This window comes from Halanaerobium hydrogeniformans (assembly GCF_000166415.1).
Classification (GTDB): domain Bacteria; phylum Bacillota; class Halanaerobiia; order Halanaerobiales; family Halanaerobiaceae; genus Halanaerobium; species Halanaerobium hydrogeniformans.
The window spans coordinates 2543091-2557957 of the sequence record NC_014654.1 but is presented as its reverse complement, the minus strand read 5'-3'; the positions used below and the strand labels follow the sequence as shown (position 1 = coordinate 2557957).

Annotated in this window: 17 protein-coding genes, 1 tRNA gene and 1 riboswitch; of the genes, 14 read left to right on the top strand and 4 right to left on the bottom strand. The window is 29.6% G+C overall.

Features of this window, described 5'->3' with window-relative positions; genetic code table 11:
- Positions 1-67 precede the first annotated feature (67 nt).
- From HALSA_RS11940 to HALSA_RS11915, 6 genes are all read left to right on the top strand, one after another.
- Positions 68-727 carry an alpha/beta fold hydrolase gene (locus tag HALSA_RS11940; RefSeq protein ID WP_013406796.1) on the top strand — a complete coding sequence of 220 codons (660 nt, stop codon included), beginning with the start codon at positions 68-70 and terminating at the stop codon, positions 725-727.
- 124 nt (positions 728-851) lie between these two features.
- A complete protein-coding gene (locus HALSA_RS11935) occupies positions 852-1358 on the top strand; it encodes a GGDEF domain-containing protein (RefSeq protein WP_013406795.1) in 507 nt (168 codons plus the stop codon).
- A gap of 18 nt (positions 1359-1376) precedes the next feature.
- Complete coding sequence (locus HALSA_RS11930) at positions 1377-1802, top strand: MgtC/SapB family protein (RefSeq protein ID WP_013406794.1); 426 nt, start codon at positions 1377-1379, stop codon at positions 1800-1802.
- Positions 1803-1826: 24 nt separating this feature from the next.
- Entirely contained in the window at positions 1827-2243 is a 417-nt protein-coding gene (locus HALSA_RS11925; protein WP_013406793.1) for a secondary thiamine-phosphate synthase enzyme YjbQ, read from the top strand.
- Positions 2244-2299: 56 nt separating this feature from the next.
- Positions 2300-2794 (top strand): BsuPI-related putative proteinase inhibitor, encoded by a 495-nt coding sequence (locus HALSA_RS11920; RefSeq protein WP_013406792.1) that lies wholly within the window; start codon positions 2300-2302, stop codon positions 2792-2794.
- Positions 2795-2879: 85 nt separating this feature from the next.
- Positions 2880-2956: transfer RNA gene (locus HALSA_RS11915), tRNA-Arg, on the top strand.
- Positions 2957-3054: 98 nt separating this feature from the next.
- Here HALSA_RS11915 and HALSA_RS12705 read toward each other — a convergent pair.
- Entirely contained in the window at positions 3055-3300 is a 246-nt protein-coding gene (locus tag HALSA_RS12705; RefSeq protein ID WP_238524818.1) for a tyrosine-type recombinase/integrase, read from the bottom strand.
- A gap of 61 nt (positions 3301-3361) precedes the next feature.
- Here HALSA_RS12705 and HALSA_RS11910 point away from each other — a divergent pair, with 61 nt between their 5' ends.
- On the top strand, positions 3362-4330 hold the full coding sequence (locus tag HALSA_RS11910) for a hypothetical protein (RefSeq protein WP_160143077.1): 969 nt from the start codon (positions 3362-3364) through the stop codon (positions 4328-4330).
- Here the strand turns inward: HALSA_RS11910 and HALSA_RS11905 are convergent.
- Positions 4236-5362 (bottom strand): IS3-like element ISHahy2 family transposase gene (locus HALSA_RS11905; protein ID WP_095522093.1). Its coding sequence is split into 2 segments (ribosomal slippage): positions 4236-5110 and positions 5110-5362, totalling 1128 coding nucleotides; the frame shifts between segments, so codons are not numbered across the junction. The genes HALSA_RS11910 and HALSA_RS11905 overlap by 95 nt on opposite strands.
- Positions 5363-5455: 93 nt before the next feature.
- A riboswitch (cyclic di-GMP riboswitch) is annotated at positions 5456-5545 on the bottom strand.
- 221 nt (positions 5546-5766) lie between these two features.
- On the opposite strand from HALSA_RS11905, the gene HALSA_RS11895 reads away from it, so the two are divergent.
- Positions 5767-6039, top strand: a complete 273-nt coding sequence (locus HALSA_RS11895) for an AbrB/MazE/SpoVT family DNA-binding domain-containing protein (protein WP_013406791.1) — start codon at positions 5767-5769, stop codon at positions 6037-6039.
- A 32-nt stretch (positions 6040-6071) separates the two neighbouring features.
- Here the strand turns inward: HALSA_RS11895 and HALSA_RS11890 are convergent.
- Positions 6072-7339 (bottom strand): IS3-like element ISHahy4 family transposase gene (locus HALSA_RS11890; RefSeq protein ID WP_095522092.1). Its coding sequence is split into 2 segments (ribosomal slippage): positions 6072-7039 and positions 7039-7339, totalling 1269 coding nucleotides; the frame shifts between segments, so codons are not numbered across the junction.
- 115 nt (positions 7340-7454) lie between these two features.
- On the opposite strand from HALSA_RS11890, the gene HALSA_RS12530 reads away from it, so the two are divergent.
- The 6 genes from HALSA_RS12530 (at position 7455) to HALSA_RS11855 (ending at position 14207) form a co-directional block, all read left to right on the top strand.
- Positions 7455-8255: an endonuclease/exonuclease/phosphatase family protein gene (locus HALSA_RS12530; protein WP_013406790.1), complete on the top strand. Its 801-nt coding sequence runs from the start codon at positions 7455-7457 to the stop codon at positions 8253-8255.
- Positions 8256-8266: 11 nt separating this feature from the next.
- Positions 8267-8713, top strand: a complete 447-nt coding sequence (locus HALSA_RS11875) for a hypothetical protein (RefSeq protein WP_013406789.1) — start codon at positions 8267-8269, stop codon at positions 8711-8713.
- Positions 8714-8841: 128 nt separating this feature from the next.
- Positions 8842-11532 (top strand): Eco57I restriction-modification methylase domain-containing protein, encoded by a 2691-nt coding sequence (locus HALSA_RS11870; RefSeq protein WP_049773906.1) that lies wholly within the window; start codon positions 8842-8844, stop codon positions 11530-11532.
- A gap of 77 nt (positions 11533-11609) precedes the next feature.
- Positions 11610-12680, top strand: coding sequence for an IS30 family transposase (locus HALSA_RS11865; RefSeq protein ID WP_013404838.1), 1071 nt, complete (start codon positions 11610-11612; stop codon positions 12678-12680).
- Between the two features lie 52 nt (positions 12681-12732).
- Positions 12733-13449, top strand: a complete 717-nt coding sequence (locus tag HALSA_RS11860) for a hypothetical protein (RefSeq protein ID WP_041595842.1) — start codon at positions 12733-12735, stop codon at positions 13447-13449.
- Between the two features lie 584 nt (positions 13450-14033).
- Positions 14034-14207: a hypothetical protein gene (locus HALSA_RS11855; RefSeq protein ID WP_160143076.1), complete on the top strand. Its 174-nt coding sequence runs from the start codon at positions 14034-14036 to the stop codon at positions 14205-14207.
- A 101-nt stretch (positions 14208-14308) separates the two neighbouring features.
- Here the strand turns inward: HALSA_RS11855 and HALSA_RS11850 are convergent, their stop codons facing one another.
- Positions 14309-14746, bottom strand: coding sequence for a Dps family protein (locus tag HALSA_RS11850; RefSeq protein ID WP_013406787.1), 438 nt, complete (start codon positions 14744-14746; stop codon positions 14309-14311).
- Positions 14747-14867: the final 121 nt, after the last annotated feature.

Genomic DNA, 14867 nt, shown 5'->3' with positions numbered 1-14867 from the left:
TTTCTAAATTTAAGACAGAATATTTTGATAAAAAATTGATAATTTTAAAGTTTTGGGGGAAGATCTCATGAATGAAAAAGTTGTATTATTGCATGGATATCATAAAAAGAAAAGTGATATGCAGGTGCTTAAAGAAAATTTAGAGAAACTTGGCTATCAAATTATTTTAGTCGAGCTCCCCTTAACCTTTAAGACTATCAAGAAAGCAGGTAAAATTTTTAAAAATAAACTGCATAATATAAGATTAAAGCTTAAAAAAGGTGAAAAAATTAATTTAGCAGCTCATAGTTCTGGTGGATTAGTGCTAAGAAATTACTTAGCTGAGCTTGAAGATAAAAGCTATATTAAAAGGGTTGTTTTAATTGCAACTCCTAACTCTGGCAGCAGACTTGCTGCTAAGAGCAATAAATATTTACCTTTTTTCACAAAAATATTTAAAACTTTAGATTCTATTGTTCCTGATAATTTAGAAGAAATTAAATTATCTTCAGGAGAAGAAATAGAGATCGGTGCAATCGCAGGGACAAAAAGTAATCTTTTTTTAGGTAAATTGTTAAAAGGTGCTAATGATGGTAGAATAGAAGTAAATTCAGTTAAAGCTGATTTTTTAACTGACTTTATAATGCTTCCCTATGGTCATAAAGAAATTCATTATCAATTTAAAACTGCTAAAGCAGTTGCTTGTTTTTTTCAAAATGGAAATTTTAAATCTCTAAAAAATAATTAATTTATCTTTCAAAAACAAAATCGAATCATTTTATAAGAAGGATAGAACAAATTTACCTTGAATTATATAATAATCACAAGTTTTTTAAATTAAATATTTGAGTTTTGCGAAGGTGGGAAGAAAAGTGCAAAACAATCTAATAAATGAAGAAACTCTACAAAGATTACTTGAAGAAAATAAAGGTTTAAAAGCAGAATTAGAAGCTAAAACTAAAGAAATTAAATATTTAAGCTATCATGATGAATTAACAGGATTATATAATAGAAAGTTTGTTTATGAAGAAGTTAAGAGGCTTAAAGAGTCAGATAGTTTTCCTATTAGTGTAATAATTATTTCGTTAAATAAATTAAAAATGATTAATGAAAATCATGGTCATACTCAAGGTGATAAATATATAAAAAAAGCAGCTGATCTGTTGAAAAAAAACTTTAATGAAGGAGAAATTCTTGCTAGAATAGCGGGCGATGAACTAGCTGTAGTTTTAAAAAAAACAGAGCAGGAGCAAGTAGATAAAATCGCTGAACAATTAAATAATAGCTTTGATCAGGCAAATATAAATAACAGTAAGGAGTTTTCTTTAAGTATTGCTTTAGGTACTTCAACAATGGATGCACGTGATGCAGAAGTATAGAGGAGGTAGTATTTAGTTATGGTATTAAATTGGCTGAGCTATTTTAAACTAATACTAGCAGGATTACTTGCAGCTTTAATTGGTTATGATAGGGAAAAACAAAATAAAGCAGCAGGTATAAGAACAAACGTAATTGTTTCTGTAATATCCTGTTTGATCATGATTTTATCTATCGAGGTTTCAAAGGTAAATCTTGACTTAGGTATTACCGGAGACCCAGCTCGTCTTGCTGCTCAGGTTATAAGTGGGATTGGTTTTTTAGGTGCTGGTACTATTATTAAACAGGAAGACAAAGTAGAAGGTTTAACCACTGCTGCCAGTCTTTGGGGAGTTGCAGGTTTAGGACTTGCAATTGGTTATGGAATGTTTGATATTTCTATCATAGCAGCTTTGATTATTTTCATTAGTTTAAGAATAGCACCATCAGTTAAAAGAAGATTATAATTTTAAAATAAGGAGTGGGCTAGAATGAAATCAATCAGAAAATACCTTTATTTTAATACTGACAAGAGGATGGAATTAATTAATATAACAAATCAGGTTAGAGAAGTTTTGCAGGAAAGTGGAATTAAAGAAGGTTTATGTCTTGTAAACGCAATGCATATTACTGCAAGTGTTTTTATCAATGATGATGAAAGTGGCCTCCATCAGGATTATAAAAAATGGCTTGAAGAATTAGCTCCACATGAACCTGTTTCTCAGTATGCACATAATGGATTTGAAGATAATGCTGATGCCCATCTTAAAAGACAGATTATGGGTAGAGAAGTTGTAGTTGCTGTGACAGATGGAGAATTGGATTTTGGTCCCTGGGAGCAGATCTTTTATGGAGAATTTGATGGTAAAAGGCGTAAAAGAGTGCTGGTTAAAATTATTGGAGAGTGAAATTCGGTAAAATGCAATTTTGTATTTATAATTATTAATTTTCGAAAGGGGCTACTATGAAAAAAAATAAGCTTTTATTATTAACTCTTTTTATTATATTATTTGTCTCTTCAATGGCTGTTGCAAATTCATTTGTTAATAATCGGCCAACAATAAAAAATGGTGATCAAATTAAAATGGAAGAAACCACTGATTTGAGTTTAAATGTAATATTAGCAGAAAAAGAATATTCAGTACAGGACAAATTAGAAATAAAAATTGAAATAATCAATAATAGTGATTCAGAACGAACCCTAGAATTTAGTTCAGGCCATAAATATAATATTTATGTTAAAGATGAAAGCGGAACTAAAATTTATTCCTGGGCAGAAGATAAAATGTTTATTCAAGCTTTTCAATATGTAGATATTTCTGCGGGAGAGACTCATTACTTTGAGCAGGAAATTGATTTATCTCAATTTGAAAAAGGGGACTATATATTAGAAGTAGAATTGTTGTCTGTAAATTATGAGTTTGCTGAGATTGAAAAAGAATTTAAAATAACAAATTAGTAAAGAACAAGCTCCTCAAATTGCTGTAAAAAGACTTGACTAGACAAAAAAATACTGTTATAATAATTAATGTTGTAATTTAAATGCGCTCGTAGCTCAACTGGATAGAGCGACTGACTACGGATCAGTAGGCTGAGGGTTCGAATCCTTCCGAGCGCGCCATTTAAAATCATTGATATAACAGTAAACTTAAGCATCTCCCAGTGAAAATTCACTTGGGAGATTTTCTTGTTTCGTAGCCATTTTGTAGCCATGCGACTCTACTTTTTTATTTTTTTGAGTTTTTGGACCGCATTTTTTTGCATTGAAGGTATTACATGAGAATATAAATCAAGAGTAGTAGATATTTTTGAATGCCCCAATCTTTCCTGGACGATTTTAGGATGAACACCTTCTTGTAAGAGCCAGGTTGCATGGGTATGTCGTAAGTCATGAAACCTTGTATTATTAAATCCAGCTGAATCGGCATATTTCCTGAATTTGCTTGTAACATAATCAGGTCGAATAATTTATCAAAATGGTTTAAGAAGTGAAATCGAAGGTACAAATTTAGGTAATACTATTAATTTGATATTGATGGAAAACGGAGCTTCTGTTAATTCTACTCAGCATCAAAGTGCTCTTATTCAAGGTACGGTATTTTTAGGTGGAGACCCTTTAGTGGTTGATTGGATTAGAGTAAATGCTTTTGATCAATGGAAAAGATTTCCTCATATTGATGCTCCCGATATTTGGGATTCTATAGCAACAGTCGGAAATCTTTTACACGAACAAAATGGTAGTTATTCTTTATATATTGAACCAATAGAACATTATATAACTATCTGGCCAAGAAATGTTGGGGTTGATCCTAACGAGCAAGTTATTAATCCTTCTGGAGGACAAACATTAACTGTAAATCTTAATTTAATCAGTTTTTCCAATAATATAAATTCCTTAGAGCAATTGTGGAGAATGAGGTATAGTCTTTCAACTAATTATTTTATAACTAAGGATATGGATTTAGATGGATATCAATTTAGACATAAAAATGATCATTTAGCTGACTATGGAAATTGGATTCCGATGAGAAAAAAAACAGGTGATGTTTATGGATATAGTGTTAGTAGAGGGAATTTATCTATGAGAACTATTAAAAATTTAACTATGAACCAAGTTACAAATAAAGATTTAGAAATTCCTATTAAAGAAAGAAGTTATCAATTAAATGGTTTTATAAGTCAGTCTGGATCTTCAGATATGACTGCTGGTTCGAGAGTAGACCATTTAAGATTTTTAAATGCTAGTCTTAGAGTTAATACACCTTATGCAGGAATATTATTTGGTTACGGCTCTACATCGGTAGTAAGATACTGTGATATTAGAGGGCAAATAACTGTTGAGTTATACTACAATGATCAGAGAGTCTCAAAATATGTTGGAGGTGGATTGTCAATACTTTTTACAACAATTTTTTATCGAACATTAAATATCTATATTCAACAGGTGTTAGGTAATCTAACGACCCGTGGATTCTGTGGTTATTATACCAGTTAACATAGTCAAATAGCTCATATTCCAGCTCTTCAAAGCTGTTAAATATTCTGTCATAAGCAAATTCAGTCTTAACTACTTTAAAGGCTGCTTCTGCCACTGCATTATCATATGGGCATCCTTTATTGCTTAAAGAACGCTCAATATCAAACCTGACTAAAATATCATCGATAGCTTTATTTTTGAATTCATTACCTCTATCAGTATGTAAAATATTAATTTGATTTAGTGGTCTTTTAATACTTTTAAAAGCCTCAGTTACTAATTCGGCATTTTTCTTTTTACCTGCTGCATAACCAACAAATTCACGGTTGAAGAGATCTATGATCAGACAGACATAGTTCCATTTTCCTTTTACATTAACATAGGTTAAATCACTGACAACAACGTCTAGAGCTTCTTCTTTGTTAAATTCTCTGTTTACAATATTGGCAATTTTATCTTCATTACAGCTTGGAGAATGAACTTTGTATTGTTTTTTAGTATAAGTAGAAACTAGATTATATTTTTTCATTATTTTACCTATTCTTCGCTTGGACACCTGATAACCTTTTTTAGCTAATTCTCTTTTGATTTTTCTGGTTCCATAGTGATTTCTACTTGCTTTGTAAATGGAAATCACTTCGCTTTCTAGTTCAACATCAACCTGTTTTTCTTTAGGGGTATAATAGATCATACCCCTTGATATATTGAGTGCTCTGCACATGGCGCTAATACTGTATTTATCCCTGTTTGCCTTAATAACTGCTACTTTCGTCCCATTATCAGCGCCGCTTGCTTTAAAATATCATTCTCCATTTTTAACTGCTTGTTTTCTTTTTGTAATTTAATTAATTCTTTTTCTTTATCAGATCTATTATCTTTAGCGCTGAATGAACCTGAGTTATTATAGTCTTTTATCCATTTATGAAGTGTGGACCTTGCCATTCCATATTCATTGAGTATTTCAGTTTGATTTTTACCATTATTGGCCAGAGCAACAACTTTTCTTTTGATTTCTTCAGGATATTTTGTAGGCATGATATTTTCCTCCATTTTAGTTTGTTATTATCTTATTATATCATGTCCGAGAAAAAACTGTTTAATTAATTATACCCGATCCAGAATCATCACTGTGATATAAATATCTGAGGCAGGCTTGACAATCATAGAATATTAAAACTCCTTAGATTCAAGCTTTTGCGTAATAATCTTTCGAATATTTTGCTATTAATATTAAAATATTAAATTTTATGTCTAACTTATATATTATCGATTACAAATAATTATCCTGCAAAAATTTAAAAAGATTTACATTATTTATACAAATAATACAAAAGCCTCAAATGTTTTTGTTTTATATTAAGTGTTTTTAAGATTAATTGTATAAATATAGTAAATTAGCAGGATATTTTAGAGTTGTGTATAATTGTATTTATATAGAGTGATAATAAAAGGATCTGCTATCGAAAACAATAGGTATTGTAAGAAAAATTGACAATTTAGGACGTGTAGTAATACCCAAAGAGCTGCGGAAGGCTAAAAATATCAATTCTGGAGATCCAATGGAAATATTTATTGAGGGAGATAAAATCATTTTAAGAAAGTATGAGCCAGCCTGTATTTTTTGTGGTAGTGCTGATGATAATTTTGAGTATGAGGGGAAGTCTGTTTGTAAGGAATGTATTAAAGGGACGGTTCAACCCCCTAAATATGGAAAATATGTTTGTTAAGCTCGCTCATTCTTAGTTTCTCATTTTTTGATTTAGGCGAGTACTGGTTCAGCAACTATTTTTTCTGCTTTAGCCAGTTTATAAAATTTTGCTGGAGGCATATCATTAAGACTGCCATGACGGTATCTGTTGTTATAATAATTCATATACTCACTGACTTTTTTATAGGCGTCAATAAAACTACTGAATTCATTAATTGAATAACAATCTTTTTCTAAAACCGAATGAAATGATTCTATATGAGCATTCATATTAGGTGTTCTAACTGGAATTCTCTGATGCTCTACCCCCAGTTTTTCACAGGTGTCTCCAAATAATTTAGAGACAAATTGTGGTCCATTATCTGTTCTAATTTTAGGCAAATTCATGCCTTTATACAGCTTTCTTTTATTTAAAGCAGCCTTTAATACCCTGCAGGTATCTTTAGCTTTACAGCTTAGTCCCAGGTGATAATCTATAACAGTCTTATCAAAGACATCAATTACTGACATCTGGAAAAAGAACTGATCTGTTCCATTTATGTAGCCGTATTTTAAATCCATCTGCCAGAGTTGATTTGGTTCTGTAATTTCTTCCTGTTTTGCAATCTTTTTAGGTCTAAATTTTTTGATTTTTCTTTGCGATCTTAATATATCCAGTTCTTTGCATAACCTGTATACTTTTTTCTTATTTATTTTCAAGTTATAGTCTTCTTTTAAACAGACTGTAAGTTTCCTGTAACCATAAGGGAAGCCATCTCCTGCAACCAGTTCTAAGAGCCATTCTTTAATCTGTTCATCAGATATTTTTTCACCTGATTCAGTTAGAGAATACCCAGGGACAGGTCTTCCTTGAGGATTATTGGAATTGCTGCTATTAGTACTTTCACTCTCAGTTTTTCTATTTATATTACTGTAGTAAGTGGAAGAATTAAGCCCAACAAAGTCTAAAACAATAGAGATTTTATACCCTTTATTTATCCACTTTGATGCAATCTGAACTTTGAGGGCTATCGGGGGTTTACTTTATCTCTCAACTCCCTTAAAATCGCTAATTCTAATTCTTTTTCTGCTACAATTTTTTTGAGCTTATCATTTTCATCGCTCATTTTACTTAATCTATTTTCTATCTCTTTCATTTGCTTTTTTTCATCTTTAGGAAGAGATCTAACTGATCCTGTTTCTTTAGCTTTTTTGACCCAGCTGTAAACAGTATGCTTAGAAATATTATGTCGTCTTGCTACAAGAGCTGTGTTACCTATTTCGCGACATTCTTTTACAATTTGTTCTTTAGTTTCATCGGAATATTTTCTGTTTGCCATTGGTGTTTCCCCCTTGTAATTAGAGTATATCACTTTCAAACTTTTTCTCCAATTCTGTTAGGGGGCTATATAGAGGGATGGGAAAATAAATTATTACTTTTGAGGAGATTAGTTTATGAATTATTTATTTTGGAATACTAATCGTAATAAAATTAATAATTATTTAAAAAGCTTAATTATAGAATTGAACTGCGACATAGTAGTTTTAGCTGAGTATAAAGATGATATTAATACTTTATTAACAAAATTAACGAATGAAAATTTTGGTTTGTATCATGTGCCTAAAATTGGGTGTCAAAGAATAGATATATTAACTAAATATACACCAGGGTTAATTGAACATTTTGCAGAAACTAGTTATTACACTATAAAGAAAATTCCACATGACAAATTAGGATTTCATAATATTGGTGCTGTCCATTTCCCAAGCAAGTTGCATATGACCAAATTAGATTATCTTATAGAAATGATTAATTTCAAAAAGGATTTAGAAAAAGCTGAAAATAATCTATCAAATAATAACACAATAGTAGTTGGAGATTTTAATATGAATCCATTTGAAGAACCTCTTATTGCTGCAACCGGAATGCATTCCTTATCCTCAAAAAGAATTGCAAAGACCTATGAAAGAACAGTTAAAGGTAGAAAGCATAGTATGTTTTATAATCCGATGTGGAATTTTTTTGGTGATAGCGATAATCTACCTGGAACTTATTTTTATAACAACTCTAAAGAAATAAATTATTTTTGGAATATTTTTGATCAAGTTATAATAAGACCGAATTTAATTGAAAACTTTGATGAAGAAAATATTATGATTGTTAACAAAATAGGCAATATTAATTTATTAGGGCTGTCTAATAGACCGGATCAAAATATCAGTGACCATTTGCCTTTGTTTTTTAGTATTAATTAAGGAGGAGAATAATGGAAAGTTTATGGCCTGAAGATTTAAATTCCCCTAAAGAAGAATATAATGCTCCAAATAAAGTTCTAAAAGAACAGTCTGAAAAACTAATGGAAATAACAAATGGAATTATTTATGGTGATTTGTCTAAAAGAGATATACTTGGTGATTTACTCTCACATAATTCGAAACCTGATTTTATGAAAAAAGATTTTAATTTTAATTATGAGTTAAAAGGAAAATATTTAGATAATTATAGTTATAGAATTTTTTCAATACATTATAATATATCTATATATCCATTAATAATATTATTAAATGAGGAGATAGCTTATGATATTGGTTTGGAAGATAACAAAATTTCTATAAGTGATTTTTCTCAATTTAAAAAAATATTGAAGGAAATATTTTATAGTGATTATTTAAAACAAGTAATTTCAAAAATGATTCAGTTATCAAAAGAATAATAAATTTATTTTCTTGAGACCAACCATTAATCTGACTGGTCTTTTTATTAATATTATATAATAAAGGACTTTCTTTTTTTCTGTTGAAATATTATATTAAGGTAATTTTATACAGAAAGGATGATAATGTGCCAGGATTATTTAATAAGAAAATATTAAAGAGCAGAATAAAAAATTATTCCATTGATGATATAGAGGAGAAAATTGCTAAGATAACAAGTTGGCAGAATAGTTTAAGTAAAATCAAAGGCTTAAATGAAAAGAGGCTGCAAAGTGCTTTTCTTAAAGCAATTTTTGAGGATGTTTTAGGTTATAAAAATACACCTCAGGAAGCTGAATGGACACTTGATATTGAAGCTACTACTGATATTGATGCTAAACACCCTGACGGGATTCTTGGTTATTTTGAAAGAGTAGAGAATGAAGAGATAAGAGGTCATGAAGCTGTTATTGAATTGAAAGGGCCCCAGGTGTCATTAGATAAAGATCAGAAAAGAAAAGGATCTACTTATAAGTCTCCAGTAGATCAGGCATTCAGTTATACAAATAAACTGGATAAATGCCAGTGGGTAATTGTATCTAATTTTATGGAAATTAGATTATATAAAGTTGGTCGTAGCAAAGAATATTATGAAGTCTTCTTATTGGATGAGCTTGATAATATTGAAGAATTCAAAAAGTTTTATTACCTTTTAAATAAAGATAATTTAATATCTAAAACTGGAGAAAGTGTTACTTTAAAATTATCAGAAAAAACCATCAAGAAAGAAGAAAATATTTCTGTTGAATTTTATAACCTGTATAAAAACATCAGGATAAACTTATTTGAGCACTTAAAAGAACATAATAGTGAGATTGAATTTGAGCTGCTGTTAGAAAAAGCTCAGAAGTTTTTGGATAGAATTATTTTTATAGCCTTTTGTGAGGATAAGGGCCTGCTACCAAATGATTTATTGCATGAAGCGATACAAAGGGGCAAAGAGTCTTTTTCACCCAGCAAAACTGCTGTATGGGACCAAATTAGAGGTGTTTTCCGTTCTGTTGACCAGGGGAATCCTAAATATAACATTAATGCTTACAACGGTGGATTATTTGAATATGATGCCGAGCTAGATGGACTTTTTATTGGTAATGATTTTTTTGATGCTATTTATGATATCTCCGATTATGACTTTGACAGTGATCTTGATGTTAATATTCTTGGTCATATTTTTGAGCAGTCAATTAGTGATATAGAAAAATTGAAGTCCGATATTCAGGATGATGAGTTTGATAAAAATGAGTCAAAGAGGAAAAAAGATGGGATATATTATACCCCAAAATACATAACCAGTTATATTGTCGAAAATGCTGTAGGTGGATATTTAGAGGAGAGAAAAGAAGAATTAGGATATTATAAACTCCCAGATATTGAAGAGGCTGGGAGTGCTGGATGGAAAACTAGATATACTGATCAGCATTTAGAGTTTTATGAAAAATATGAGGAAAAACTTAAAAGTATTAAAGTATTAGATCCTGCTTGTGGTAGTGGGGCATTTTTGAATCAAGCGTTTGATTATTTATTAGAAGAGCATAAATGGCTTAATAAACAGAGAGATTTGCTCAAAGGTGGCCAGAGCAGTATTTTTGCCCTAGATGCAGTGCAACGGGATATTTTAAAAAATAATATCTTTGGTGTAGATTTAAATGAAGAATCTGTTGAAATAACTAAATTATCTTTGTGGTTAAAAACTGCTAATAAGCAAAAACCTTTAACTAATCTTGATGATAATATCAAGTGTGGCAATTCAATTATTGATGATCCGGAAGTTGCTGGTGATAAAGCTTTTAAATGGGAAGAGGAATTTGAAGCTATTATGGCAGCTGGTGGATTTGATGTTGTTGTTGGTAATCCACCTTATGTTTTTGCAAGAAATCAGTCTTTTACTGATGAACAAAAAAGATATTATTATGACAACTATCAATTAAATACATATCAATTAAATACTTTTGTGATTTTTATGGAAAAGGGCTTTAATTTATTAAATGAGTTAGGATGGTTTGGTTATATCATTCCAAACAATTGGTTAACTATTAATAGTTTTAAAAAACTTAGAAAATATGTTTTGAGAAAAATGAAAAACATACAGATAATCAATACTCATGATGAAGTTTTTAGTGATGCTAATGTAGATAGTTGTATTAGTATATTTTCTAAATCAGGAGCAAAAAAAATTGAAGTAGGAAAGTATAACTCAGAATTTCCTACACTAATTAAGGAAAACTCTGAATTCTTTTTAACTAATGAAGATTATATTATAAATATTTCTATGGTTGAAAAGAAAAATATAAAAATGATTTTAAATAAGATAAATAAATACTCTATAAAATTATCTAAGTTTGCCACAGTTTCCACGGGGCTTAAAGCATATCAGGTAGGAAAAGGAACCCCAAAACAAACTGAAAATATTAAGAATAATAGAATTTTTCATTCTAATAATAAAGAAACAGAAAAACATTATCCTTATTTAGAAGGAAGAGACGTAAAAAGATATTTTGTAGATTGGTCTGGAGAATATTTAAAATATGGTGATTTCTTAGCTGAACCAAGGTATTCAATAGATTTTACTAAAGAAAGAATTTTAGTTAGACAAATCCCTTCAAAACCACCTTATTGTATAAACTCAGTTTATATAAAGGATTGTTATCTAAATGATATTAATAGTATGGTCATTTATGATTTTAAAGATGAAATTAATCCTCTTTATTTATTAGGAATTTTAAATTCAAGATTGATATCATTTTGGTTTTTGAATTGTATAATTAAATGCACGCGGTGATTAGATAAAAAAATAGACACATACCTGTACCTTTTGTATAATGTTAATAGCGACAAAAACATTAGGAGGTACAGAATATGTGTCAAAGTAATTGTAACACAAAACGAAGCAAAGGAAAACACCTGAATTTTGATGATCGCAAATTAATTAAACATTTATATAATGTCCAAGAAAAAAATTATACTGAAATAGGCGAAGAATTAAACTGCCATAGAACAACAATCAGTCGAGAAATAAAAAAAGGTGAGGTAGAACTTGATAATGGTGATGGAACAACCAGAAAAGAATATGTACCAGAGATAGCACAGAAAGTATATGAATTTAATAATTCGAATAAAGGCCCTGATTTAAAAATCGATAAAAATAAAGAGTTAGCAGAATTTATAGAAGAAAAAATCAAGGAATTAAGATCTCCTGCAGCAGTGGCAAAAGACATTGAAGAATCAGATAAATTTGAAATTCAATTACACTGGAAAACAATCTATAATTACATAGATAAAGGTGTTTTGAATATAGACAGAAGCGATCTCCCACATGGTAATTATAAAACTGGGAAAGACAGACCAAAAGAAAGTGAAAGCACTACGAGGCGTAAGGAAGGTCGTACAATTAGAGATAGGCCTGAAGGAGCTGATACCAGGGAGGAATTTGGGCATTGGGAGATGGACTTAGTAGAAGGGTTAAAACAAAAAGATGAACCTGCCTTACTAGTGCTGACAGAAAGACAAACTAGGCAGGAAATCATAGAAAAAATACCAAACAAAAAAGCAAAGTCAGTGGTAAAAGGACTTGATCGTATAGAAAGACGATTTGGGGTTGTTAATTTTAGGGAAACATTTAAATCGATTACTACAGACAACGGTTCAGAATTTGCAGATTATGAAGGTATAGAACAATCATATACAGGTAGCAGTATACCTAGAACTAGTTTGTATTATTGTGATGCATACTGTAGCTGGCAAAGGGGATCAAATGAAGTAGCTAATAAGTTTATCAGAAGATTTTTACCTAAAGGCACAAGTTTTAAAGGTATTAAGAGAAAACTGATAAAAAAGATTCAGGATTTTATAAATACTTATCCTAGAAAAATGTTTAACTATGAAAACTCAGATAAATTATTTAAAGAGAAATTAAGCTTTAGTGTCTAGAAGTAATGAAGGTACAGGTGATTTTAAGAAAGATTAAAAAAGCGTGCATTGCATGTTGCAATTCACCATATCATTTTGGTTTGAATATACATTTGACAAGTTTCAGAGAGATATATACCCTCAATTTAAAGTTAATGAGCTTAAAAGATTTCCTATAAATGAGGCCGAAGATCGTTTTTTTGAGAAAAAAATCATTAAGGGTGTCGAGAAAATAGTTTCTAAGAAAAAAAGATTTAATAAATTAAAAAATATAAAATTTAGTAAGTTAACTTTAAAGTATACATCAAAATTAGGTTTTAATTTAGAAAATATAATAAAAAATTCAAATTTCACTAACGAAATATATTCAGGTAGAGCTAGAAAAATAAGAAATTATACGATTAACATAAATACAAATATTGTTACAATATATCTTGATAAATCTAGCAGTGGGAAATATGAAGTATTAAAATTTGAAGAGGATAATAGATATAAAAGACAATATCTTAAATATTATCTTGAAAACTTAACTGATGAGCAGCTTGCTGAAATTGATGAGAAATATAGCGGCAATATTTTAAAGAAAACACTGCAAATAGAAATACCTGATTATGATAAGGAACATGTAGTCAAAAAGGTTGTTAAAGAGTGGAAGGACCTGCAGCAGGAGATTAAGGATCTGGAAAATGAAATAGATAAGATTGATAGAGGTATAGATAGGATGGTATATAAACTGTATGATCTAACCGATGAAGAGATTCAGATTGTTGAGGATAGTCTAGATAGTTAATAGAAATCCCCGTCATTTCCCCGCCATTTTTTATAAATAACTTACAATTTTACCGATGGATATAAATAGCCCAAATAGCCATTTCGTAGCCATGATTTGTGAGAAAAAATAAAATTTAATAGGTTTCTATAATCAAAAACCGTTGAGAAGCCTTATATATCGGCAAGTATAATTATAGATGAAATCAAGTAAAAACCAGGAAAACTGACTACGGATCAGTAGGCTGAGGGTTCGAATCCTTCCGAGCGCGCCATTTAAAATTTAATATATATTATGATATTATACTCCTGGTTATTTTTTAACTGGGAGTTTTTTATTTAATCAGCATTAAAAATTTCATGGAAATTCAAAGGTTTTTTATCAATTTTATTTAATATAATATATAGCATAAAAAACATAGTACATAATAAAATTTTATGAAAAAAAGAAGGAGATAATAGTCATGGCAAATTTAGAAAAATCAAAATACTACAAAAAAAGATATAATTCAATCTATTATAATGCACCACTACCCTACTAAAAAAGATAGAGGATATTGGAAAAATATATTAGAACAAAGATCAGAAACTCTTCCGGAACATTTATTGAGCAGAGCTATTAAAAAAGATGGCCAAAAAATTTATTGTAGATGGTACAATAATGTTATTAAAGAAAATGGGAGTATAAAAGAAGTGATTTCAATAGCAATAGATTTAAAGAATTATTCGAGAAAAGAAATGGAGTTTGATATTCTACAAAAAGCAATTAATGAGAAGTAATTTAGAAATAAAAAAATATAGTCCATTCAATTTAATGAATGGACTATATCATATAATTACTACTAAGGGATGTTATTATTGTTTAATTATTAACTATCTTTTTAGTCTACCAACATTGATCTAAGAAACCATAGATCTTTACTGTAGCCAGCTACATGTTCTTCGAATTCTCCAACTACTTCAAAATCTCCGTCTTCATCAGCTTCATTTCTGATTTCAACCGCTAATTTCTTCATTTCTTTTAGGTCAGCTTCAACAATTTTTAATACTTCCTGGCATCCAAATACCTTAGCGTCTAATTCTTCAATTGTAGCTTTTTCAGCATAGTCGCTCATTTTTACTAAAGGCATTTCACCTTTCATTTTCATTAATTCAGCTACCTCATCAAATTTTTCAAAGAAACCATCATATAAACCTTCTGTGTATTCATGTACCTGTACAAAACGTTTTCCTTCAACATTCCAGTGTAAATTGTGAAGCTTTGTATTCAACACAGCAAGATTTGATAAGTAGGTTTGCATTTTCTTATAATTTTTCATTTTTTTTACCCCCATATTTTTTCTTTGTTACTTATTAAGAATAATTCTTATTAACTCTATATATATAATACAATATATTTAGTATTTTGTCAAGGATATAATGAAATTATTGTGATTATCT

Coding starts and splice junctions, on each gene's coding strand:
- HALSA_RS11940 (WP_013406796.1), top strand. CDS start 68: ATGAATGAAAAAGTTGTATTATTGCATGGATATCATAAAAAGAAAAGT.
- HALSA_RS11930 (WP_013406794.1), top strand. CDS start 1,377: ATGGTATTAAATTGGCTGAGCTATTTTAAACTAATACTAGCAGGATTA.
- HALSA_RS11925 (WP_013406793.1), top strand. CDS start 1,827: ATGAAATCAATCAGAAAATACCTTTATTTTAATACTGACAAGAGGATG.
- HALSA_RS11920 (WP_013406792.1), top strand. CDS start 2,300: ATGAAAAAAAATAAGCTTTTATTATTAACTCTTTTTATTATATTATTT.
- HALSA_RS12530 (WP_013406790.1), top strand. CDS start 7,455: ATGAATTATTTATTTTGGAATACTAATCGTAATAAAATTAATAATTAT.
- HALSA_RS11875 (WP_013406789.1), top strand. CDS start 8,267: ATGGAAAGTTTATGGCCTGAAGATTTAAATTCCCCTAAAGAAGAATAT.
- HALSA_RS11865 (WP_013404838.1), top strand. CDS start 11,610: ATGTGTCAAAGTAATTGTAACACAAAACGAAGCAAAGGAAAACACCTG.
- HALSA_RS11860 (WP_041595842.1), top strand. CDS start 12,733: ATGTTGCAATTCACCATATCATTTTGGTTTGAATATACATTTGACAAG.
- HALSA_RS11850 (WP_013406787.1), bottom strand. CDS start 14,746: ATGAAAAATTATAAGAAAATGCAAACCTACTTATCAAATCTTGCTGTG.